This window comes from Flavobacterium fluviale, assembly GCF_003312915.1.
In the GTDB taxonomy this organism is placed as follows: Bacteria; Bacteroidota; Bacteroidia; order Flavobacteriales; family Flavobacteriaceae; genus Flavobacterium; species Flavobacterium fluviale.
Genome location: NZ_CP030261.1, coordinates 3,339,380 through 3,362,957, shown reverse-complemented (window position 1 = coordinate 3,362,957; position 23,578 = coordinate 3,339,380). Strand labels below are relative to the sequence as shown.

General features: G+C 32.4%; 22 protein-coding genes. 11 read left to right on the top strand and 11 right to left on the bottom strand.

The genetic code is table 11. The annotated features are described in order from the left end of the window. Positions 1 to 4 precede the first annotated feature (4 nt). Positions 5 to 787 carry a transposase gene (locus HYN86_RS14715; protein ID WP_113678723.1) on the bottom strand — a complete coding sequence of 261 codons (783 nt, stop codon included), beginning with the start codon at positions 785 to 787 and terminating at the stop codon, positions 5 to 7. Between the two features lie 85 nt (positions 788 to 872). Here HYN86_RS14715 and HYN86_RS14710 point away from each other — a divergent pair, with 85 nt between their 5' ends. Continuing rightward, a complete protein-coding gene (locus HYN86_RS14710; RefSeq protein ID WP_113678722.1) occupies positions 873 to 1,616 on the top strand; it encodes a Dph6-related ATP pyrophosphatase in 744 nt (247 codons plus the stop codon). 9 nt (positions 1,617 to 1,625) lie between these two features. Here HYN86_RS14710 and HYN86_RS14705 read toward each other — a convergent pair whose 3' ends face one another. The 3 genes from HYN86_RS14705 to HYN86_RS14695 form a co-directional block, all read right to left on the bottom strand. Continuing rightward, complete coding sequence (locus HYN86_RS14705; RefSeq protein WP_113678721.1) at positions 1,626 to 2,018, bottom strand: DUF4348 domain-containing protein; 393 nt, start codon at positions 2,016 to 2,018, stop codon at positions 1,626 to 1,628. Beyond that, on the bottom strand, positions 2,018 to 2,557 hold the full coding sequence (locus HYN86_RS14700; protein WP_113678720.1) for a DUF1697 domain-containing protein: 540 nt from the start codon (positions 2,555 to 2,557) through the stop codon (positions 2,018 to 2,020). The genes HYN86_RS14705 and HYN86_RS14700 overlap by 1 nt, the downstream gene beginning before the upstream one ends. Before the next feature lie 76 nt (positions 2,558 to 2,633). Continuing rightward, entirely contained in the window at positions 2,634 to 3,047 is a 414-nt protein-coding gene (locus HYN86_RS14695) for a hypothetical protein (protein WP_113678719.1), read from the bottom strand. Between the two features lie 221 nt (positions 3,048 to 3,268). On the opposite strand from HYN86_RS14695, the gene recG reads away from it, so the two are divergent. Then, entirely contained in the window at positions 3,269 to 5,377 is a 2,109-nt protein-coding gene (recG, locus tag HYN86_RS14690; protein ID WP_113678718.1) for an ATP-dependent DNA helicase RecG, read from the top strand. 452 nt (positions 5,378 to 5,829) lie between these two features. On the opposite strand, the gene HYN86_RS14685 is transcribed toward recG, so the two are convergent. From HYN86_RS14685 to HYN86_RS14670, 4 genes are read right to left on the bottom strand one after another with little or no spacing between them, the layout of a single operon-like run. Continuing rightward, positions 5,830 to 6,426, bottom strand: a complete 597-nt coding sequence (locus HYN86_RS14685) for a PAS domain-containing protein (protein WP_113678717.1) — start codon at positions 6,424 to 6,426, stop codon at positions 5,830 to 5,832. 60 nt (positions 6,427 to 6,486) lie between these two features. After that, positions 6,487 to 6,831, bottom strand: a complete 345-nt coding sequence (locus HYN86_RS14680; protein WP_113678716.1) for a hypothetical protein — start codon at positions 6,829 to 6,831, stop codon at positions 6,487 to 6,489. 47 nt (positions 6,832 to 6,878) lie between these two features. Continuing rightward, entirely contained in the window at positions 6,879 to 7,733 is an 855-nt protein-coding gene (locus HYN86_RS14675) for a hypothetical protein (RefSeq protein WP_113678715.1), read from the bottom strand. Positions 7,734 to 7,761: 28 nt separating this feature from the next. Continuing rightward, positions 7,762 to 8,361 carry a TlpA family protein disulfide reductase gene (locus tag HYN86_RS14670; RefSeq protein ID WP_113678714.1) on the bottom strand — a complete coding sequence of 200 codons (600 nt, stop codon included), beginning with the start codon at positions 8,359 to 8,361 and terminating at the stop codon, positions 7,762 to 7,764. A gap of 495 nt (positions 8,362 to 8,856) precedes the next feature. On the opposite strand from HYN86_RS14670, the gene HYN86_RS14665 reads away from it, so the two are divergent. The 5 genes from HYN86_RS14665 to pheT all read left to right on the top strand — a co-directional run bounded on the left by HYN86_RS14665 (position 8,857) and on the right by pheT (position 18,334). After that, on the top strand, positions 8,857 to 9,918 hold the full coding sequence (locus HYN86_RS14665) for an efflux RND transporter periplasmic adaptor subunit (protein ID WP_113678713.1): 1,062 nt from the start codon (positions 8,857 to 8,859) through the stop codon (positions 9,916 to 9,918). Positions 9,919 to 10,029: 111 nt separating this feature from the next. Next, a complete protein-coding gene (locus HYN86_RS14660; protein WP_113678712.1) occupies positions 10,030 to 13,128 on the top strand; it encodes an efflux RND transporter permease subunit in 3,099 nt (1,032 codons plus the stop codon). A gap of 64 nt (positions 13,129 to 13,192) precedes the next feature. Beyond that, positions 13,193 to 14,503 carry a TolC family protein gene (locus HYN86_RS14655; protein ID WP_113679957.1) on the top strand — a complete coding sequence of 437 codons (1,311 nt, stop codon included), beginning with the start codon at positions 13,193 to 13,195 and terminating at the stop codon, positions 14,501 to 14,503. A 215-nt stretch (positions 14,504 to 14,718) separates the two neighbouring features. Further along, positions 14,719 to 15,582, top strand: a complete 864-nt coding sequence (locus HYN86_RS14650) for a bestrophin family protein (RefSeq protein WP_113678711.1) — start codon at positions 14,719 to 14,721, stop codon at positions 15,580 to 15,582. Positions 15,583 to 15,913: 331 nt separating this feature from the next. Beyond that, on the top strand, positions 15,914 to 18,334 hold the full coding sequence (gene pheT / locus HYN86_RS14645; protein WP_113678710.1) for a phenylalanine--tRNA ligase subunit beta: 2,421 nt from the start codon (positions 15,914 to 15,916) through the stop codon (positions 18,332 to 18,334). A 227-nt stretch (positions 18,335 to 18,561) separates the two neighbouring features. On the opposite strand, the gene HYN86_RS14640 is transcribed toward pheT, so the two are convergent. After that, positions 18,562 to 19,383, bottom strand: coding sequence for an N-acetylmuramidase domain-containing protein (locus HYN86_RS14640; RefSeq protein WP_113678709.1), 822 nt, complete (start codon positions 19,381 to 19,383; stop codon positions 18,562 to 18,564). Between the two features lie 295 nt (positions 19,384 to 19,678). On the opposite strand from HYN86_RS14640, the gene HYN86_RS14635 reads away from it, so the two are divergent. Genes HYN86_RS14635 through HYN86_RS14620 form a run of 4 tightly spaced genes read left to right on the top strand, consistent with a single transcriptional unit; the run spans position 19,679 to position 22,157 of the window. After that, positions 19,679 to 20,110 (top strand): hypothetical protein, encoded by a 432-nt coding sequence (locus HYN86_RS14635; protein WP_113678708.1) that lies wholly within the window; start codon positions 19,679 to 19,681, stop codon positions 20,108 to 20,110. Between the two features lie 4 nt (positions 20,111 to 20,114). Beyond that, positions 20,115 to 20,762 carry a hypothetical protein gene (locus HYN86_RS14630; protein ID WP_113678707.1) on the top strand — a complete coding sequence of 216 codons (648 nt, stop codon included), beginning with the start codon at positions 20,115 to 20,117 and terminating at the stop codon, positions 20,760 to 20,762. Then, complete coding sequence (locus HYN86_RS14625) at positions 20,735 to 21,517, top strand: sensor histidine kinase (protein ID WP_113678706.1); 783 nt, start codon at positions 20,735 to 20,737, stop codon at positions 21,515 to 21,517. The genes HYN86_RS14630 and HYN86_RS14625 overlap by 28 nt, the downstream gene beginning before the upstream one ends. Beyond that, entirely contained in the window at positions 21,507 to 22,157 is a 651-nt protein-coding gene (locus HYN86_RS14620; protein ID WP_113678705.1) for a response regulator transcription factor, read from the top strand. The genes HYN86_RS14625 and HYN86_RS14620 overlap by 11 nt, the downstream gene beginning before the upstream one ends. A 14-nt stretch (positions 22,158 to 22,171) precedes the next feature. On the opposite strand, the gene HYN86_RS14615 is transcribed toward HYN86_RS14620, so the two are convergent. Beyond that, positions 22,172 to 22,942: a hypothetical protein gene (locus HYN86_RS14615; protein ID WP_113678704.1), complete on the bottom strand. Its 771-nt coding sequence runs from the start codon at positions 22,940 to 22,942 to the stop codon at positions 22,172 to 22,174. 11 nt (positions 22,943 to 22,953) lie between these two features. Then, a complete protein-coding gene (locus tag HYN86_RS14610; protein ID WP_113678703.1) occupies positions 22,954 to 23,466 on the bottom strand; it encodes an adenine phosphoribosyltransferase in 513 nt (170 codons plus the stop codon). Between the last annotated feature and the right edge of the window lie 112 nt (positions 23,467 to 23,578).

The window sequence follows — 23,578 nt, the reverse complement described above, 5'->3', positions numbered from 1 at the left end:
AAATTTATTTTAAAGAATCTGTCTCCCAAGATCTTGGATTATGTTTTATGTAATCGTAAATCTTTTCGAAAGTCTTGTAATTCCTAACAATATGATCGTGATAATTTGCTTGCCAAATTGAATCAATACCATTTATTTGTTTTGTCGTAATTGATTTAAATATCCCGACAAAAGATGAAATTGAATTTGATTTTCGGGACAATTTAGGTTCAGTTTGGTTTTGTAGAGGCGCACTGCAGTGCGTCTCCGCAAAGTTTGTCGCCAAAGATATGTTGTAATCTGTTTTCGATATGCTGGACGTAGACGCACTGCTGTGCGTCTCTACGATATGCGTATTCGATAAAATTACAGAATTAGATTCATATTTATAATCTAATTCAGATTCAGATTTGTACTGTAGAGGCGCACTGCAGTGCGTCTCCGCAACGTTTGTCGCCAAAGATATTTTGTAATCTGTTTTCGATATGCTAGACGTAGACGCACTGCTGTGCGTCTCTACAGAAGAAACATTGCTTGTTTGTATCTCTATTAATAAATGAATATGATTAGGCATAATAATCCAATTATGGAAAAACCAATTTTTACGAATATTTATTGATCTAAAAAGTTCATTCTCAATTATCTTTCCATTTTCATTCAAAATCATTTTTTCATTTTCAACAGTTCCAAAAATACATTCTCTATTTTTTGTAACTATAGTAATAAAATAAACTGCTTCACTTGAATAATCCCAGTCTTTCAATCTATTAGAATCAGTTTTTAATTCCTCTTTATATAATATTTTCATTTTGGCATGTAAAAATCCAAAGTTACAAACCTTTCACAAACAAATAGAATGAAATTTGTAAGTTTACAGTATAAAATACCAAATTGTGTCTGTACCTCAAAAAGCCTTATTTAATTGGAGCAGCGGAAAAGATTCTGCTCTTGCATTGTATAAAATTCTTCAAAATCCTGATTTTAAAATTGAATGTTTATTAACAAGCGTAAACAAACAATATCAGCGCATTTCTATGCACGGCGTTCGTGTGGAATTATTGCAGGCTCAAGCTGAAAGCATTGGTATTCCTTTGAAAATAATGGAAATTCCAGAAATGCCAACGATGGAAGTTTATGAAAATGTCATGAATAAGACTTTAACAGAATTAAAAAACAAAGGCATTACTCATTCTGTTTTTGGAGATATTTTTTTGGAAGATTTACGTCAATATCGCGAAAATCAATTGGCCAGAATTGGTTTTACCGGAATTTTTCCAATTTGGAAAATTCCAACTCCAGAATTGATTCAAGAATTTATATCGCTTGGGTTTAAAACAATTGTGGTTTGCGTGAATGAAAAATATCTAGACAAAAGTTTTGTGGGCCGAATTATCGATCAGGATTTCATAAATGATCTTCCTGAGAATGTTGACGTATGCGGTGAAAATGGTGAATTTCACACCTTTACTTTTGACGGACCAATATTTTCTCAACCAATTAATTTTGAAATTGGAGAAATTGTTTACCGAAAATATGAAAAGCCAGCAAATCAGAATTCATCAAATGATGCTTGCGATACGAACGATGAAACAGCTTTTGATTTTGGATTTTGGTATTGTGACTTAATTAAAAAGTAAGGAATCTCTTTAGGTAGACATGTCAACCCAGGTTTTTAAATACCATAAACCTTTTTTATTCATAAAAACATAATCTATAAAAATTCCGTTATCCTTGCCGCGCTGCTTGATAATAATGGTGTTGTTTTTAGGATTCTCATTTTGCTGATATTGACTTCCTTTATCATTTAGTTTGACCATTTTATAATCCTTCTTTGCAATTACATAATCAACCAGTTCAAAATCATCATTATTCACTTTAACTGTGAGGGGAAAATTAACCCTGCTTAATTGAAATTCTTCATTTTCTTTAAATTTCTTTAAAAAGGAGCTGAAAATCTCTTCTTTTACGACCGCTTTTTTTTGAGCTGTTAATGAATTACTTAAAAGAAAAACACAAAAAATAATTAGTACTTTTTTCATTATTCTGAATACATATTTAAAAGGTTAGTAACTGTGTTCCAATTTCTTATTGTTGCCGTTACGTTTAATTTCTTCTCTATATATTTTTGATCAAAACGAGTTTTCCCTGCTCCAACAGCATATTTTATAAAAATTCTATTTTCATCAATGCTTGCTTCATCCGGTTTAAACTGACTGATTTTCAAATCATTTATATTTTCTTTTTTTAAAGCTGTCGAAACAAATGCAACATACAGCTTTTTGATATCAGCATCTTTCTCTTTTAAAAACGGATTATTAGAAAAACAAGATTCAAGATCATCTTTTGAAATTACAACAACTGGAACTTCATGACCGAAAACTTTAAAGATTTCCTGTTTAATCATGAAACCTACTTTTGATGCATCTTCTTCACTATCAATAAAAACATTTCCAGATTGTAAATATGTGCGGACATTTTGAAAACCAATATTTTCCAACATTGTTTTCAAAGCATCCATCTTCATCATGTTGTGTCCTGAAACATTAATGCCGCGTAAAAGAGCTAAATGTGTAGTCATTCTTTATTTATTTAAAAAGAAAAAGTATCCAATTCTAGCTTGAATACTCTTAAATATATAAACAAACTTACGTTTTTTATTTGTCTTTTCTATAGGTTAATTGATAATCACACATTCTCGCAGCATTTTCTAAATAACCATCAAAAATGTACAAAAGCTCGCTCTTTCCTCCGAAGCCATTAGAACAATTGTAGATCAAATTTGAAGGTTCAGAATACGTTAATTGAAAATTAGGCTTTTCTTCACGAATAATTACTTCAAAAGTTCCTGATAGATTTGCAGTTACTCCATTAACAGTTTTCACTCTTGTAAAAGTATTATCTCTATTGAAAACATAGTGATCGCTCCAGCCTTGCGTATTATTTTCAATATTAATCCACTTTCCATAATAATCAGTTCCAGTATATCTTGTGTTTTCATCAGAACGTTCGTCACTTGAGCAAGAAACCAGAGAAATAAGTACTAAAATTAAAAGTCCAATTTTTTTCATTTTACAGTTTTTAAAGTTTAATTATTAATAAGATATTACTTTATAACTATGGTTGCGTTTGCTTTAAGCAATTTAATGATAAGTTAACATTGGACTTGAAAACTATAATTCATTTTCAAATTTCCTAATTAAGATTTATCTTCGCTTTCAAATTAAATTCCAATCAGAAAATCACAAATACCATTTTTTTTAATTTAAAATCAACCATCTAAAATACATTAATGTCTAATAATCTCCTAGATACTCCAATTGAATACTTGAAAGGTGTTGGTCCAAGCCGCGGTCAATTACTTCGTAAGGAATTGGGTATTCATAAATATGGAGATTTAGTCAATTTTTTTCCAAATCGATATATTGACAGAACGCGTTATTATAAAATTAACGAATTACAAAATACAGGTTCTGAAGTTCAGATTATTGGAAAAATAATTAATATAAAAACAGTTGAATTTGCTAAGAACAAAAAACGTCTCGTAGCTAGTTTTGTTGATGAAACCGGTCAGATTGACCTAAATTGGTTTCAGGGTCATAAATGGATTCGCGAAACTTTAAAGCTGAATGAACCGCTTGTTATTTTTGGAAAATGTTCTTTATATGGAAGCCAGTTTAGTATGGCGCATCCTGAAATTGAATTACTAACTGAGCATGAAAGGAGTTTACGCTCTGCCATGCAGCCTGTTTATCCTTCTACGGAAGCTTTAACCAATAAAGGCATTTCAAACCGTACGATAAATAAGCTGATGGAGCAATTGTTTCTAGAAACTCAAGCGCTTTTTACAGAAACTTTTCCGCCTTATTTGATTGAGGAATTAAAACTGATTCCGAAAAGAGCAGCCTTATTCAATATTCATTTTCCTAAAAGTTCAGACATTTTAGCGAAAGCGCAATTCAGATTGAAATTTGAGGAATTATTCTTTATACAGCTTCAATTAATTACCAAAAATCTTATTCGGAAGCATAAAATAAAAGGACATCCATTTGATAAAGTTGGAGAATTATTTAATGATTTTTATAAAAATCATCTTCCTTTTGATTTGACAAACGCTCAAAAAAGAGTTATAAAAGAAATCCGGACAGACATGGGAAGCAATGCCCAAATGAATCGTCTGCTTCAAGGTGATGTTGGTTCTGGAAAAACAATTGTGGCTTTTATGAGTATGCTTCTTGCTATTGATAATGGTTTTCAAGCCTGCTTAATGGCGCCAACTGAGATTTTAGCCAATCAGCATTTTATTGGTTTGTCTGAATTTGCAAATACTTTAAACATCAATATCAGGATTTTAACGGGTTCGACCAAAACTTCTGAAAGAAAAATTATTCATGAAGAACTCGAAAACGGAAGCCTTAAAATTTTAATTGGAACGCATGCTTTATTAGAAGATAAAGTAAAATTCCAAAATTTAGGTTTGGCTGTAATTGATGAACAGCATCGTTTTGGTGTGGAACAGCGTTCCAAATTGTGGAAGAAAAATAATATTCCGCCGCACGTTTTAGTAATGACTGCAACGCCTATTCCGAGAACTTTGGCAATGAGTTTATACGGGGATTTGGATATTTCTGTAATCGACGAATTACCGCCAGGAAGAAAACCAATTCAAACTGTACATCGTTTTGATACCAATCGTTTGAAAGTGTGGAAATTTCTTCGGGACGAAATCGCAAAGGGAAGACAAATTTATATTGTTTATCCGCTTATTCAAGAATCTGAAAAAATGGATTATAAGGATTTAATGGACGGTTATGAAAGTATTTCGCGTGACTTTCCGCTTCCGCAGTATTCTATTTCCATTTTACACGGAAAAATGAAACCTGCCGATAAAGATTCTGAAATGAAGCGTTTTTCAGAAGGAAAAACGAATATTATGGTGGCTACAACGGTAATTGAGGTTGGTGTAAATGTGCCAAATGCCAGTGTAATGATTATCGAAAGTGCTGAACGATTTGGGCTTTCGCAGCTGCACCAGCTCCGCGGGCGTGTTGGTCGAGGCGCAGAACAAAGTTATTGCATTTTAATGACAGGACATAAACTAAGTTCTGACAGTAAAACAAGAATGGAAACTATGGTACAGACCAATGATGGTTTTGAAATCGCCGAAGTTGACCTTAAACTTCGCGGTCCCGGCGATTTAATGGGAACACAGCAAAGTGGTGTTTTAAATCTTCAAATTGCAGATATTGTGAAAGATAGAGATATTTTATCTCTGGCTCGAAATTATGCCATGAAAATCTTAAAAGAAGATTCTGCACTACAAAAACCAGAACATGCTGTACTAAAAGCAATTTTCATAGAATTGACTAAAAAGAAAAACATTTGGAATTATATTTCGTAGGGACTAAGCTTCTAAGGTACTGAGGTAATGAGGTGCTAAGATTCTGAGGTATTATACTATAACTTATTACTTCATTGTCATTCTGAGCGAAGTCGAAGACTAATAAAAAAACCTTAACCCCTTAGAACCGTAAAAGAAAAATATTTGGAATTATATTTCCTTAGGAACTAGACTGAGTTTCTAAGGTACTGAGATACTGAGGTATTATACTATAACTTATTACTTGATTGTCATTCTGAGCGAGGTCGAGGACTAATAAAAAACCTAAGATCTTACAATATAAAAAACCTTAGCCCCTTAGCCCCTCAGTACCTTAGAACCTTTAAAAAAAATACTTCACTGTACCAGTCTTAAATTTTAAGTTTCAATATTCAGGTGATTTGGATTTGTTGGGGGAAAAATCTTTAACGAATATTCAAATTGATACAATGAAGCATATTTATGTTTTGTAATTATTTCTTTGGACTTTTATCAAATAATCCGCTGAATAAACCTTTGCTTATTTTATTTTTATCATCTTTTCCAGTGGCAATTAAATGATCAATATATTCCATATACGTTTTTTTTCTTTCTTCCAGAAAACCAACTAAATATTCTTCAGATGCTTGTAAACCGCTGGTTTCTTCAATCTGCAATAGTTTTTTGTATAAAGGCTCAATAAACTTGACAATAATTTCATTTGGAACTGATTTTCTTGTTCCAAAGAAACCTACAATTTCTCCGTCGGTATCTGCAATAATTTTAAAATCGGTTACAACCCAATAATAGCGACCCGTTTTTGCCATGTTTTTTATAATAACATGAATATTTTCGCTCGATTTAATACTATCCCATAAGAATTTAAAAATCACTTTTGGCATATCTGGATGGCGGATTATATTATGAGGCTGGCCAACAAGCTCAAATTCATCATAACCAGAAACATCTATAAAGTCTTCATTGGCATATAAAATGGTTCCCTTTTTGTCGGTTTTACTGAGCAGTACTTTATTCTTATTCCAATCTACTTCTCGATCTGAAGGAGTTGGGCGATTAAATCTGGTATCCATAAATTTTACATTTAAATTAATTTACAATTCAACAGCTCTTAAAATGAATCTTTAAAATTTTTAATTTAATTCGATTTCCAAAACAAGCAGTATATTTCTGATTTTATGAAAAACCACTCCCAATTCGCTTTCAAGCCACTCTGGAATCTCATTATTCACCGCCAGATTAAGATTGTGAATATCTGTAATAATCTGAATTAGTTTTTTGTATTGAAAATCAAGATTATAAACTTGAGAATTATTTCTATATCCTTTTAAAATCTCTTTAACTTCTGCTTCAAATTCAGATGCAGCGCCAATCTTATCGATTGAATTTAGTGTAATACTATCACTCAAAAAATGATCTATAGTCTTTTTCAAATTATGCAGTGTTGGAACCGCAGTTGGCAAATCATGCTTAAACATTACAACAGGTTTAAAAATTAATATTTGGAAGTTGGTTCTTAAGAATTCTAACTCCTGCTGCTTGTAGATTTTACATGAATATCATTAACTAAATCATCAATTTTCTTGGCGCTTTCTCTCATCATTTCAAGGTAAGTAAGCAATTTATCATTATCGGTATGTCCTTTTGAAACATCAATTAATTTTAAAACTGAGTTTACAGGCAGCTTTAAATCTAATGTTGTCCTGTGAATAAAATCATTATAATCTTTTGTAGCCGACATCGAACTGTATTTTGCAGAAGCCAGTTTCATATTTTCCAACTCATATTCATCTGAAATTTTAGAGATATGATTTTCACTGTGTTCTTTAAAATAATATGCCCAATAACCGTTCATAAAAAATACAACAGCGGCAAGAATAGTGTGAATAAGAAGTGTTTCTAAATCAAAATTTACTTGCGAAAAATAAACTTGAAGTCCGTTTGCATCATTATAAATGAAATTCTGCAAGTAAGCCAGACCCGCGTGATGAAGCACCACCAAAAGCGTCAACGGAATTTGAAGTTTCCAATTCTGATAAATGATTAAAATCGTGCTGGCAATAAATACTGTAAAATGCATTTCGAACATCCCATGCATCTGATAAATGTATTGAGCCATAAAAATGGCAAGAACAACTGACAAAACATACTGGTAAAACTTAGAATTCTTCATAAAAAACTTAGCCGAATAATAAGCTAAAAGATTGATGGTCCCTACTCCAACTCCAATTTCGAAAGTGTCGTATTTAAAGGATAAGCCTATTCCGAGAAGAAAATAAACGGCAAGCACATAATTAATAATCGTATCAGATTTCTGTGTCATTGTTGACATAAAACTGTGCAGATAATCTTGTTCATTTAAACTAGCTTTTGTTTTCATAGGTTTAATTTTTTGATTTAGGTGAGATTTATTTAGTACAATTTGGTAACGAACATCCGTATGCTCTTAGGGCAAAAGCATCAAAAGCGGGATTATGATTTTTACTTAGCAGAGAATCAATTGCCATTTGTGCGTAATTAGTTTTAGCATCTGTACAATATCTCGTTTTATTGTAATTTCCTCTGTAATATAAATTGTGAGAAGCATCTAGTAACACTGCTTGCGGAGTTGAAAAAACACCACATTTTTCAGCAATTGCATGATCAAAATAGACAGGTACTGCCGCGTCAAACTTCTTTTGAATTTCATCAATTGTAAAACTCTTTTTTTTGTTTAACACTACAATTTTAAAATTCACCTTATCTCCATATTTTTTAATTAATTCACTAACATGCGGTACATTGAACCGTGAACATGGACAGTCGGGATTAAAGAAATGTATAAAAACAGGTTTGTTATCGAATGCACAGCATGCTCCAAGTTTAATTTTAGAACCCATTGCAATCATATTATAATTTTGTGGTAATGGCGTAGGAAGATTGTACTTAAACTCATTCTGCCAAAACAGATAACCTGCTGAAAGAAGTAAAAATGTAAACCATAAAGTTAGAAGTAATTTTTTCTTCATAGATGAATGTTATATGATATTAATTAAATCAGCAAAACAATAAACATTTGTTAATATAATTTTCAGCCTTAAGCTGAAAAAAACATAAAAAACAACTTTAAACAAATACATTTTAACATAAACAACCATATTAAACAGTATCATTACTGTACAAGACTGTCATTTTGTTTAACATACCAATGTTACAAATAAAATCGTTAAACTGCAAAAAAAATCAGACAAAAAACATCAATTTCATATAAACCTATATAAAATCTGACTTAAGCAGTATTTTATTCTTAGCTCGCTTGCCTTACTAGATTTTTTCAAATCTTCATAATCGCTTTAAAAAATATTATTCTTTTATTAAACCTTTTGATCCCCTTGCAGTCTAAATGCAAACCCTTGTCCATACAAGTGTTAAATAAAAGCTAACAGCTTCCGATTTCACAACAAAAAGTTAAATTTGCTACTTACTAAAAACACAGACCTAAAACCATATTCACTTCAATTTTTATGAAAGTAAAACACCTCATTTACACCATTTTAATAGTTGCCATAGGAGGCTTCATAACCTATAGAGTGTTATCTAACAAAAGTAAAAACGACGACTCTAAAAAAACCAATGACAAAAATTCTCCAACAACTGTTAAAGGAATTGTAATAAAAACCGTCACTTTTGATAATAATTTATCACTTTCAGGATCAATTGATGCAAATGAACAGGTTGAAATTCATAGTGAGGTTTCAGGAATCGTAGAAGGAATATTTTTTACAGAAGGAAGTTTTGTAAGCAAAGGTCAAGTACTTTTTAAAGTAAATGATATTGAATTAAAAGCGCAGTTAAGACAAGCAGTAACCAAAGAAGGTTTGGCGGCAGAAAACGAAAGAAGAGCAAAACTCTTACTTCAAAAAGAAGCAATCAGTCAAGAAGAAGCAGATATTGCTAAGGCCGACCTTGCCTCAGCACAAGCGCAGAGCCAGTTAATAAGAGCACAAATTTCGAAAACTTCTGTAAGAGCTCCGTTCTCTGGAAAAATCGGTTTACGAAATATTTCCCCAGGAACATATATTACTCCAACAGTTTTAGTTGCAAAGCTTGTAAACACAGGAAAATTAAAAATTACATTCTCGATACCAGAAAAATATGCATCAGAAGTAAGATCAGGTTCTGTAATTGATTTTACCGTTTCTGGATCACGTAAAACATACAATGCTAAAATTTATGCCATCGAACCTGAAGTTGCAGTTGCAACACGTACACTTCAAATTCGTGCTATAGCAGACAACACAGATGGAAAACTCTTCCCGGGAACTTTTGCTGATGTAAAATTACCTTTAAACACAATTAAAGATGCAATTGTAGTTCCTTCACAAGCTATTATTCCAATTCAAGATGGTAAAAAAGTCTTTATTGCTAATAACGGACAAGCTAAGGAAGTTATGGTTGATGCCACGACAAGAACTGATTCGTCAATTTTGATTTTATCAGGATTAAAAGCTGGTGATACTTTAATAACAAGCGGTGTTATGTCATTAAAAGACGAAGCTCCAATTAAAGTTAAAGTACAAAAATAACATTTAAGTTATAAGGTTTGGATTATAAGTTATGAGTTTAAAATCCTCAACAAATCTAAAATCTATCCTGTCCCGAGATTTCGGGATCGGGACTAAAATCTAAAATTACAAATGAGTTTATCAACTACAAGTATAAAAAGGCCTGTTTTAACCATTGTACTGAATTTATTAATTATACTATTCGGTTTTATTGGTTATACATTTTTAGGAGTCAGGGAATTTCCCTCTATCGACCCTGCACAGGTTTCTATTCGTACCAATTATACAGGTGCCAATTCTGACATTATTGAATCACAAATTACGGAACCTCTTGAAAAAGCAGTAAATGCAATTGACGGAATTCGAAACATTACTTCTTCCAGCAACCAAGGAAGCAGTAACATCACGATCGAGTTTAACCTTGACAAAGATTTAGAAGAAGCTGCGAACGACGTTCGTGATAAAGTTTCGCAGGCCATTAGAAATCTACCACAGGATATTGATGCACCACCAGTTGTTTCTAAGGCAGATGCCGATAGTGAATCTATCATTTCTATGACTGTCCAGAGTGATACTCGAAGTTCCTTAGAACTGAGTGATTATGCCGAAAATGTGATTTCTCAGCGTTTAGAAACTATTCCTGGAGTAAGTGCGGTTCAAATTTGGGGTCAAAAGCGTTATGCAATGCGTTTATGGATCGATCCTGCAAAACTTGCCGCTTATGGCTGTACAGTGGCAGAAGTCCGAACCGCTTTAAACGCTCAAAATGTAGAATTACCTTCTGGAAAATTAACCGGAAACAATACTGAATTAACCGTAAAAACAATTGGAAATTTATCCAGACCAGAAGAATTTAATAATATCATCATTCGTACAGACGGCGATAAAATTGTTCGTTTAAGTGATATAGGCGGTGCAGAATTAGGTCCAGAAAATATCGAGACTGGATTAACATCTTCTGGAATGCCAATGATTGGACTAGCAATTGTGCCAATGCCTGGGGCTAATTACTTAGATATTTCATCTGAATTCTATAAAAAATACGAAGCTTTAAAAAATGATCTTCCTAAAGATATTAAGCTGAATATTGCTTTGGACAATACGCAGTTTGTAAAAAAATCGGTGCTTGAGGTTGTCGAAACTTTAGGGATTTCAATACTTTTAGTAATTATAATTATCTATTTGTTTTTTAGGGACTGGGCAATCGCATTCAGGCCTTTAATTGATATTCCCGTATCGTTAATTGCTACATTTTTCGTAATGTGGCTTTTAGGATTTTCTATAAATGTATTAACGCTTTTAGCAATTGTTCTGGCAACAGGTTTAGTTGTTGATGACGGAATCGTTGTTACCGAAAATATCTTTAAAAAAGTTGAAGAAGGAATGTCGCCTATTGAAGCGGCAATTAAAGGTTCAAACGAAATTTTCTACGCTGTTATCTCTATTTCCGTAACACTCGCTTCGGTATTTTTACCCGTGATTTTCTTAGAAGGTTTCGTAGGACGACTCTTTAGGGAATTTGGTGTTGTAATTGGTGCCGCGGTATTAATTTCTGCCTTTGTGTCATTGACTTTAACGCCAATGCTGAATGCTTATTTAATGAAAGGCGGCGAACAGAAAAAATCAAAATTCTACATTAAAACAGAACCGTTTTTTGAAAAAATGAATAGCAGTTATGCAGAAGCTCTTTCAAAATTTATGGCTAAAAAATGGATTAGTTTTCCTATTTTGATTGTTTGTTTTGGAATTATCTATTTGTTTTTCACTATTCTGCCTAAAGAAACAGCTCCTTATGATGATCGTAGTTCTGTAACCATGCGTATGACAACTCCAGAAGGTTCTTCTTATGAATATACTAATCGATTCATGCAGGAAATCTCTCAATTGGTTGACGATTCAATTCCAGAAAAGAAAGTCAGTCTTGTAATAACCGCTCCTGGTTCAGGAGGTTCTGCAGCAAACTCTGGTTTTATCAGACTTTCTTTAAAGAATCCAGAAGAGCGTGAAAGATCTCAAAAAGAAATTGCCGATAAATTGTCAAAATGGACTAAAAAATATCCAGATGCAAAAACATCTGTAATTCAACAGCCTACAATTGCGGTAAACAGACGTGGCGGACTACCAATTCAGTACATCATTCAAGCTCCAACATTTGATAAATTAAGAGAAAAAATTCCTGTTTTTATGAATGAAGTTGGAAAAAGCGATGTGTTTTCTACTACCGATGTTAATCTAAAATTCAATAAACCAGAACTAAACGTAACAATTGACCGTGCCAAAGCCGAAAGTTTAGGAATTTCGATTCTTGACATCGCACAGACTTTACAACTTTCTTTAAGCGGACAGCGTTTTGGATATTTCATCAAAAACGGAAAACAATATCAAGTAATTGGACAATTTGATCAAAAAGACAGATCGAAACCTTTAGACTTAACTTCGATATTTGTGAAAAACCGAAATGGCGAATTAATTCAAATGGATAACGTTGTAAAAGTTTACGAACAAAGTAATCCACCTCAATTGTATCATAACAATCGTTATATGTCGGCAACTGTATCGGCTGGACTGGCACCTGGAAAAAGTATTAGTGATGGTATCCAAGAAATGGACAGAATTAAAGCTAAAGTTTTAGACGAAAGTTTTACAACCGATCTAAGCGGTGAATCACGAGATTTCGTAGAAAGCAGCTCGAATACTTCTTTCGCCTTCGGATTAGCATTATTATTAATTTTCTTGATCCTCGCAGCGCAGTTTGAAAGTTTTATAGATCCATTCATTATCATTTTAACCGTTCCAATGGCAGTTGCCGGGGCTTTATTTTCTCTTTGGTTATTTAATCAAACTTGGAATATCTTCAGTCAGATTGGTACCGTAATGTTAATTGGTCTGGTAACTAAAAATGGTATTTTGATTGTCGAATTTGCCAATCAGTTAAGAGAACAAGGAAAACCGAAATTAGAAGCAATTTTAGAAGCTTCAGAAGCACGTTTACGTCCAATTTTAATGACCAGTTTAGCTATTGCTTTAGGAGCACTTCCAATTGCAATGTCACTTGGTGCTGCGTCAACCAGTAGAATTGGTATGGGAGTTGTAATTGTAGGAGGTACAATATTTTCATTGGCTTTAACGCTTTTTGTTATTCCTGCGATCTATTTAATGTGGTCTAGAGCCAGAAAACACTATCCGGAGTTTGATCATATTGATGAATACGAAAGAGAAAGTATAAAATAGAATCCAAAAAATTACGAATTTTACAATCCTAAATTCCTGATTGTCCGGTAAAAGAAATAAAAAAATGAATATCAAAAATATATACTGCACTTTACTAATTCTTTTCGCGTGCGTGATTCAGGCGAATGCCCAGGAAGTTCTAACTATTGAACAGGCTATGACTATAGCACTGGAAAATAATTTTGAAATTAAAATTGCAAAAAATAATTCCAAAATTGGCGAAACTAACGTAACGGTTGGAAATGCAGGAATGCTGCCAACTGCAACCGCCTCTATAGTTGATAATAACAATATTACAAATTCTACACAAGTACGTCAAGATGGTACATCGACTACTTTAGACAACGCTAAAAACAACAGCTTAAATTATGGAGTAAGTTTAGGCTGGACCGTATTTGACGGAATGAAAATGTTTGCCAGATACGATCAGTTAAAAGAACTTCAAAAACTTGGCGATGCCGAACTTAAAAGAACTATTTTAGTAAAAATCGGTCAGGTAAATTCTGCTTATTATGATTTAGTACAGCAGCAGCACCAATTAGCTGCTTTAGATACTACAATTGTAATTTCAAAGCAAAGACTGACTTTAGCTCAAAACAGATTCAGTATCGGAAAAGCTTCTAAATTAGAAGTTTTAAATGCTCAAGTTGATTTAAATTCTGATCAAGTTGCTTTATTGAGACAAAAAGAATCTTATGCTAATGCTAAAATCTTGTTGAACCAATACTTAGCCCGCGATCCACAAATTGATTTCAAAGTGACAAATGAAGTTGTCGTTGATAATAAATTAGTTTTGGTCGATTTAATGGAACTAGCCCAAAAGCAAAACCCAGCACTTGAAGCCCAAGTAATTAACAAACGTATTGCCGAACTGCAGCTCAAACAAGTAAGAGCAGATCGATATCCTGTCTTACGTTTAACAACAGGTTATAATTTCGCTGAAAGCGAGTCCAGTTTAGGATTTACCAGCGAGAATTCTTCAAGAGGTTTAAATTATGGTTTTAATGCTTCGATGAATATTTTTGATGGCTTCAATCAGCATCGTAACGAAAAAGTGGCGAAAATGCAGATTGAAAACACCCAGATTGCTATCGAACAGCAAGGCATGATCTTAAACACACAGTTGAGTACTGCTTTTCAAACTTATATGACCAATCTTGAGTTAATTGAGCTAGAAGAAGATAATGAAGCTATCGCGAAACAAAATTTAGACATTACACTTGATAAGTTTAAAATTGGAACTATTACAACAATAGATTTTAGAACAGCGCAGCTTAATTATGTGAACGCAAAAGTGCGCTACAGCAACGCACAATATGAAGCAAAATTATCTGAAATTGCCTTAAAAGAATTAGCAGGAAATATCACTTTTTAACTTATTGTGATTAATTTCAATAGATAAAAAACCTAGGTTTGTAGAACTTAAAAAGGGCGTTTCATTCTAAAAAGCTGCATAATTAGGCGCGTTTTTTTGGAGTGAAATGCTTACTATAGTAACTAAATCATGCCTTTTTCTCATAGAATATTTTTTTTAAAATTATGTCAAAACAGGTTAATTTTTAATTTAAATTTGTTTCAAAACAAACTTAAATGATCACTTACAATACCAAGGACTGGTTTACTTTTATTTTTCATTTTCATAAATCTGATACGGTTCGAAAACTGTTGCCCATTATGATTGCCATTGGAATATATGCTGCTATAATAGGCTATCTAGAAGTCGAATATTTCAAAGTTTCTAAAAACGATTACATCCACAACATTCCTATTATGCATGGAATGCTGGGCTTTGTAATTTCACTTTTACTTGTTTTTAGAACAAACACAGCTTATGACCGCTGGTGGGAAGGTCGCAAACTTTGGGGCCAGCTTGTAAATAACAGTCGTAACTTTTCCATAAAACTATCTGCAATTTTAAAAGACGAAAACGACAAGAAATTTTTTAGAAAATATATTCCCATGTATGCTGATATTCTACACAAACATTTAAAAGATGAAGACACCAGCAAACAGCTTTTTGAAGATGTAGACTTAGAAATTGATCATCATAAACACAAACCCAATCAATTAAAGAAAATTATTTATCATAAAATCAATGATTTGTATGAAGCAAAAAAGATTACCGGAGATCAGCTTATTACTTTGAATGACGAATTGGTTGCTTTTACAGATATATGCGGGGCTTGCGAAAGAATCAAAAATACACCTATTCCCTACTCTTACAGTGCTTTTATAAAAAAATTCATCTTCTTTTATACGATGACGCTTCCGTTTGGATATTCTGTGAGTTTAGGCTACCTGGTTGCGCCTGTTGTTGTTTTTATATTTTATGTATTAGCTAGTTTGGAGCTAATTGCAGAAGAAATTGAAGATCCGTTTGGAGATGATGAAAATGATCTTCCGACCAAAAAAATATCAGAAAACATTAAAAAACACGTGGAGGAGCTGATTTAAAAAAGCAACAAGAGAGTGCTGTAATTGGCATCAATTCAGAGTTTTTCAACTCGGTTATGGCACTATTTTTTTTTGTTTTTTATTTCAAATTAAGTTAGTAAAAAACAAAATAGCACTTTTTACTCATGTTGCATTATAAATTACACATTCATTTATTTTAGTTTGTGTATAAAATTTCTTTATCAAAATTTCTTTACACCAAACAATAAATAATTACTAGCCAGCATTTTTCATTCATTTAAAAACAACTCGAAAAAACTACTTAATTTTTTCCTACTGCAACGCGCAATCCTTATATTTGTAACCTCATACAAAGAATTAAAGAACTAAAATGAAAATATCTTACAACTGGTTAAAACAATTTATTAAAACAGATTGGACATCTGAGCAGACTTCTGAATTACTAACAGATTTAGGTTTAGAGGTTGAAGTTGTCGAAAAATACCAATCAATTAAAGGAGGATTAGAAGGAGTTGTTGTTGGACATGTTCTAACTTGCGAGAAACATCCTGATGCAGATAGATTGAAAGTTACTACAGTCAATGTTGGTTTAGAAGCTCCTATACAAATTGTATGCGGTGCTGCGAACGTGGCTGCAGGACAAAAAGTACCAGTTGCTACAATCGGAACTATTTTATACGATAAAGATGGTGGAGAATTTACCATCAAAAAAGGAAAAATCCGAGGTCAGGAAAGCCACGGAATGATTTGTGCTGAGGATGAATTAGGTTTAGGAAACAGCCATGATGGAATTATGGTTCTTGCTGATGATCTTGTTCCAGGAACTCCTGCATCTGAAGTTTTTCAAGTTACAAATGATGAAGTTTTTGAAATCGGATTGACACCAAACCGTGCTGATGCGATGAGTCATTATGGAACGGCTCGTGATTTAAGAGCTGGAATGCTGCAACGCGGCGTAAACGTCGAATTGATTACACCTTCTGTAAGCAATTTTAGAGTTGACATGCGTACGCTTAAAATTGATGTAAATGTTGAGGACAATCATTTAGCACCGAGATATTGTGGTGTAACTATTTCTGGAATTTCTGTTCACGAATCTCCAAGCTGGTTACAAGATCGTTTAAAAGCTATTGGATTAACTCCAAAAAATAATATTGTTGACGTTACCAATTATGTTCTACATGAACTAGGACAGCCTTTACATGCTTTTGACGCTGCGAAAATTAACGGAAAAATCATTGTAAAAACTGTTGAAGAAGGAACTAAGTTTGTCACTCTTGATGATGTTGAAAGAACATTACACAAAGAAGATTTAATGATTTGTGACGAAAAAGGACCTCTTTGTATTGCTGGTGTTTTTGGCGGAAAAAAATCTGGAGTTTCTGAAGGAACAACAACTATTTTCTTAGAAAGTGCTTATTTTGATCCTGTTAGTATTCGTAAAACTGCAAAAAGACATCAATTAAGTACAGATGCTTCTTTTAGATTTGAAAGAGGAATCGACCCAACAATTACAGAATATGCTTTAAAACGTGCTGCACTTTTGATTCAGGAAGTTGCGGGCGGAAAAATCACTTCTGATGTGGTAGAAGTATATCCTAAAAAAGTAGAAGATTTTTCTGTTTTATTGAATTTCAGCCATGTATCTAAAATTATTGGACAAGAAATTTCTAAAGATACTATCAAAAAGATTTTAGTTTCTCTAGATATTAAAGTAAACAGCGTTTCAGATTCTGGTTTAGGTTTAACTATTCCAGCATACCGCGTTGATGTTCAGCGTGAAATTGACGTAATCGAAGAAATTCTCAGAGTTTATGGATACAATAACATTAATTTCTCTAAGAAATTTAATGCGACAGTAGCGAATTCACCAAGAACTGAAGATTATAAAGTACAAAACGTAATTGCTTCTCAATTGAATTCTCAAGGTTTCCATGAAATGATGGCGAATTCATTGACAACTGCTGCTTATGCAAAATTATCGACTTCTTTAAAAGAAGAACACAATGTTTCGATGCTGAATCCTTTGAGCAGCGATTTAGCAACACTTCGTCAGTCATTATTGTTTTCTGGATTAGAAGCGGTTTCTTATAATATCAACAGAAAAAATTCGGATTTAAAATTATTCGAATTCGGTAAAACATATCATAAATATTTAAACGGATATGAAGAGCATAAACATCTTTCTTTATTAATTTCTGGAAACAGAAACAAAGAAAGCTGGACAAGTCCGCAGAAAACAACAGATTTCTTCTTATTGAAAGGATACGTAAAAGCAATTTTATCTCGTTTAGGAATTGAAAAGATTTCAAATACGCCGGTTCAATCTGATATTTATTCGGAAGGAACTGCAATTACTTATAATAATGATATTTTGGTTGAAATGGGTGTTGTTAAAAAACCTATTTTGAAGCACTTCGGAATCAAACAAGATGTTTATTATGCTGATTTTAACTGGGATTTGGTTTTAAAAATCATTACTGGAAAAATTAAGTATAGTGAAATCCCTAAATATCCCGAAGTTCGCAGGGATTTAGCTTTATTAATTGATCAAAATACTTCTTACGAAAGCATTTTTAATTTGGCTAAGCAAACTGAAAAAGCGCTTTTAAAAGACATTAATTTATTTGATGTTTACCAAGGTGATAAATTACCAGAAGGCAAAAAATCATATGCTTTGAGTTTTACTATTCAAGATAACAGCAAAACGTTAACGGATGCTCAGATTGATAAAATCATGTCTAAATTACAACAAACGTTCGAAACTGAACTTGGAGCAAGTTTGAGATAAGTTTCCTGTTATTATAAAATAAAAGACCCGACTGATTTTAAAGATCTTGTCGGGTTTTGTTTTTTTGTTTCAAGTTTCAAGTTTCAAGTTTCAGGTTTTTGAACATAGATTATACCGCTAAGAACTTTCGCTAAGATCCACAAAGGCTTATTTAGAGCTAATTTTTAATTTTTAATTCTAAATTTTTAATTTCTAAATTCTAAATTCTAATTCTAAATTTTTAATTCTCATAAGTATTTCTGATAAGCTCTCATTAACTTCTCATCATATTTGTTGGTTTTATAGGCTGGTCCATTGTATTTTAGAGCGAAAGACGCCCAATTTTTATTTCTGAGAAGAGATATCAAATTGTTTTTTTCGAGGAATAATCCGAAAGCTTTTAAATGCTCGCCTTCGTTTTGGTTCATTTTTTCTACAAATTCATCTACGCTTTTATATCCAATTGATAGCGCATTAAAACCCATTATCTGAAATAATCCCCACGAAGCTGAACTGTTGGCTGCATCTTTAATTTTTTTGTCTTGACCCAAGTTTCTCGCTTTTTCCAGACGCGTATATTCCGCTGTTCCTCCTACATAATATTTTTTAGTGTAGTTTTCAAATAGAATATCCTGATTATTTGAATTCAAATAAGATCTCGGATTAATTCCTCTTTTCTCTAATTCACGCCAAAAAATATGGCCTTCAAACAAAATCTTCGGACGTCCGTCAATTAAAAAACCTTTTCCGTTGCTTTCTACTTCATTTACCGCTTTTACAACTGCCAGTTCAAGATTAAACTGATTTGAAAAATCGATTAAATTTTGTTCTGAAAGCAGTTTGCTGTTAGACGAAAAACTATTTTTACTTTTCTCTAAAAGTGCCGACCAGGTTTTTAATCCTACTACGCCGTCAACAACTAAATTATTATTGGATTGAAAATCTTTAACTGCCTTATCGGTTGCTGTTCCGAAATAATCGGAAACAATTACACTGTATTTTAATTTTGCCAAAAGCTCATTTAAGTAATAAACTTCTGCAGACTTTGCTCCTGCTTTTATAGTTCTCATGATTTTTTATTTATGGTAATGGTTATTATTAATTCATTTGAAGCATTTTAAAAAGTTAATTATTACGATGCTTTCTGTCTTTCTTCTGGGCTTTTAAAGAAAAACTGATAGTGTAAAATTCTATTTTTATAAAATATTACATAACAGTACTTTAACCCATTTTTTTGAATAAATTTACCTGTAGAAAAAAGGGTGTATTTCCCCTTGTTCATTTTTTAGGTTTCAAATAATTTTGTCACCAGCAGAACTTCAAAATCCTGTTAACTAAACCCTTAACCAATAATCAATAAAAATCATGAAAAATCCTCCTGCAAAACCAAGTCAGTTAATTACAAAAGAATTTGCTAGACAATTAAATGTGAATTACAACAACAAAAGAGCTTCGCTTACAGCAAAAAAAGCGCAGAAAGAAGATGCAAATGCCATTTGGTATTCTTTGGAAGAATTAGAAAACTACATTCACTACATCAAAACTAATGGAGCAAAAGATGGTTACAACGTAGACGGAATCCGCTTTTATTTTGGAATTTATCCAGATGACGAAAAACACGGAGAAAAAGCTGGGCTGACAACTTTATTTTTAGTTCCCACAGGAAAGAAGATAGAGAACAACACAGCAAAAATTCAAAGTTTTGCTTTAGTGCAAGAAGCTTCTTCTTCTGATATTCAAAGTCTTGACCCAATGAATTACGGAAACATCGGAAGACCACCAAGTTTATTATACTAAAACTATGTTTGAATTTTTAAGATCTTATATCATTTATCTAGCTTTATTATCAGGAATAGTCGGCTTGTTTTCCCTGCCAAAACTTCCTGGTAATAAAGCTAAATTTTTAGTACTTTTAATCTGGTTTTCAATTGTAACCGAAATTGTAGGCTATTATTTTACCCAATGGACGGGTTTGCTGAATTTTTACGTTTACAATTTTTACATGTTCGCCAGTTTTTCTGCCTATATCTTACTTCTAAGAGCCTTATTAAATAAAATCAATCATCGGGTTTGCGCAGCTATATTTCTTGTCTTATTTATCGTTTCTTTTTTTTTAAATCTTTTATTTTTTAAAGAAGACCTGAACCGTTCATTTACATATAGTTTTGCGATAGGTGTTTTATTAGTACTGATATTGTCATGTTTATATTTAATAGAGATTTTTAATTCAGAAAAAATATTAAACTTTAAAAAGTCTGTTTTTTTCTGGTATATTTTCGGAATACTTGTGTTTCACGTTCCTTTCACACCTTTTATGCTGGCTATCAATTGGTTCTTAATTAAACAAGACGAATCAATATTTAGCTTAGTACTGTTTATCTTAAATTTTCTGGCTCACAGTTGTTTTATAATAGGTTTTATATGGAGCGAAAAGAAATACAATTATTAGTCATTTCTCTGGGTATCGTTTTCTTTACCCTTCTTATCGTTATACTTATAATTTTCTTTTATTTTTTAAAGAAGAAAAACAACTTTGTGGTGGAGAAAATGGAGGCCGACTTGTATTTCCAATCAGAGCTGGTTAAAACCAGAATTGAAATAAAAGATCAGACTTTGTCTGAAATTAGTAAAGAACTTCACGACAATATCGGCCAGATTATATCTGTCGCTATTATGCAGCTTAATATTTCAATCAGCAATAAAAATGTTCAGATTAGTGAACTTAAAGACATGAAAGCTGTTTTGGCTAAAGCCTTGGACGAACTGAGAATTCTTTCAAGAATTATCAATAAAGACAATCTGCTTCAGAACAACTTTCTTGAAGCTATTCAGCAGGATTTGGAAAGAATTAAGAAACTTAAAAAAATCAAATACAATTTTAATCAAATAGGAGCAATTCCGACCATAAATGAGGAACATGAATTAATCATTTACAGAATTTTCCAAGAGGCTCTTCACAATAGTTTAAAACACTCTCGAAGTGATTTATTTGATGTGAACATCGAAACTACTGATTCCGTTTTTAAATTACAATTAAAAGATTTCGGAATTGGATACGACAATAAAAAATCAAATTCAGGATTAGGTCTTAATAATATGAGATTGAGAGCCAAATTAATTGGTGCTGTATTAATTATAAATTCTGATAAAACTGGAACAAGTGTAACTATCGAATATCCTTTAACGCAAGACCATGAAAACTAACCCAAAAAATAAAATCATAATTGTAGACGATCATCTGCTTTTTTCGCAGTCCCTAGAATTGTTAATTAAAAGTTTTGGTGATTATGATGTTATTCACCGTTTTGAAAACGGAAAAGTATTTATTGATTATCTTGAAGAGAATACTTCGGCGGCAATCGACCTTATTTTGCTCGATGTCAATATGCCCGTTCTCGATGGATTAAGTACTATGAAATGGTTAAAAGACAATAGACCAGATCTCAAAGTAATTGCTTTATCTGTTAATGACGACGAGGAAATCATCATCAAAATGATTACAAATGGTGCCAAAGGTTATCTACTAAAAGATACTTCGCCAGAAATATTTAGGGAAGCAATAGAATGTGTAGTCGAAAAGGGCTTTTATTTCACAGAATTAGTTTCAGGAATGCTTATTAATAAAGTCAATAGCGACAATAGAAAAATCAATTTAAAAGAAAAAGAGATTGTCTTTATCAAACATGCCTGCACCGAAATGACTTATAAGGAAATTGCGTCACAGATGTGTTTGAGTCCAAAAACTATTGACGGTTACCGAGAAATACTCTTTGATAAACTTGAAATAAAAACCCGAATCGGACTTGTACTTTATGCCATTAAGCATAAAATTGTTTTTGTGTAATCTGTAAACTAACTTTAAGGAAACTCAATTAGTTTGTCATTTGCCAGATCGTACTCATAAAGTTTTTTACTTTGCTGATCAAAATATAACCATTGAATTATACTCGTACGGTTTTCAAAATCGTTTGCTAATCCTAATACCGTATACAATTTTCCGTCACGTTCCTGATCTTCTATAGAATAACTCAATTGCTCGTCTGGCGAAGTATTTTGAATGTGTAATTTTACAAGTTCTTTTTTAGAGTTTGCCAGATAATATTCAACGTTTTTATACAATAAATCTTTATACCAATCAGACATATTCTCTTTGTCTGTGTAAAACTTTATTTTTTTCTTATACTTCTTTTTAAACAAACTTAAGTCACCATCTTTGATTTTCTTTGCATTGACAAGCCACTCCGAAAAATCCAAAGTTTCACCATCTCCAGCAATAAATATACTATCTATCTTCCATTTTACTTCTAATATATCTCCTCGATTAAAATTTATGTTGTCACTGTTGGTATTCAAGCCAGCGATATCATTTCCTTTTTTTACTTCAATAAAAAAATAATCAAAGTCGGTATTATATTCAATAAACTGAACGGTATCAATATATACTTTATGCAATTCTAAATCTTGACTGGGTCTTAGACTACTTTTGAATTTTTTATTAGAAGACTTTACAACATTATTTTCAATTATTCTATCTGTTGCCGGAGTTTTAAGCGGTATTTTTTTTGTTCCTTCATTGTTATTACAAGAAGACAATAAAACAAGTAAAACCAAATAGTAAAATAATTTCATTTACGAAAAGGCTAATAGGTTATTGCTGCAAATATAGGATTGTTCTTTATTTTTTCTCTTCCATTGAGAAAAGAAAGTTCCATTAGAAAATTGCACTGTACAATTTCTCCACCTAGTTTTTCAACCAATTCACAAACTGCTTTTGCAGTACCGCCTGTAGCAAGCACATCATCGTGAATTAAAACACGATCTCCTTTTTGAATAGCATCAGTATGCATTTCTAAACTATCAGAACCATATTCTAGCTCGTAAGAAGCTGAAATTGTTTCAAAAGGAAGTTTTTTAGGTTTTCTAAGAGGCACAAATCCGGCATTTAATTCCTGCGCGAGCAACATTCCGAAGAAAAAGCCACGGGACTCTGCTCCCACGACCTTGTCAATTTTTTGTCCTTTTAAAGAATCAACCAAGATTTGCAGGCAATTTGTTCGCGCTTCGGGGTTAATTAGTAACGGAGTGATGTCTTTAAATAAAATTCCTTCTTTAGGAAACCCCTGAATATCACGCACATAATTTTCAATCTTCATTTTTTTTTATTTTTCTGTTATTTTTTGCTTGTTTATCTCACATTTATGCCTATCTTTGCACCCGCAATAAGCAATCAACAAAGCTACAAAAAATTAGCTAATTGATAACAAA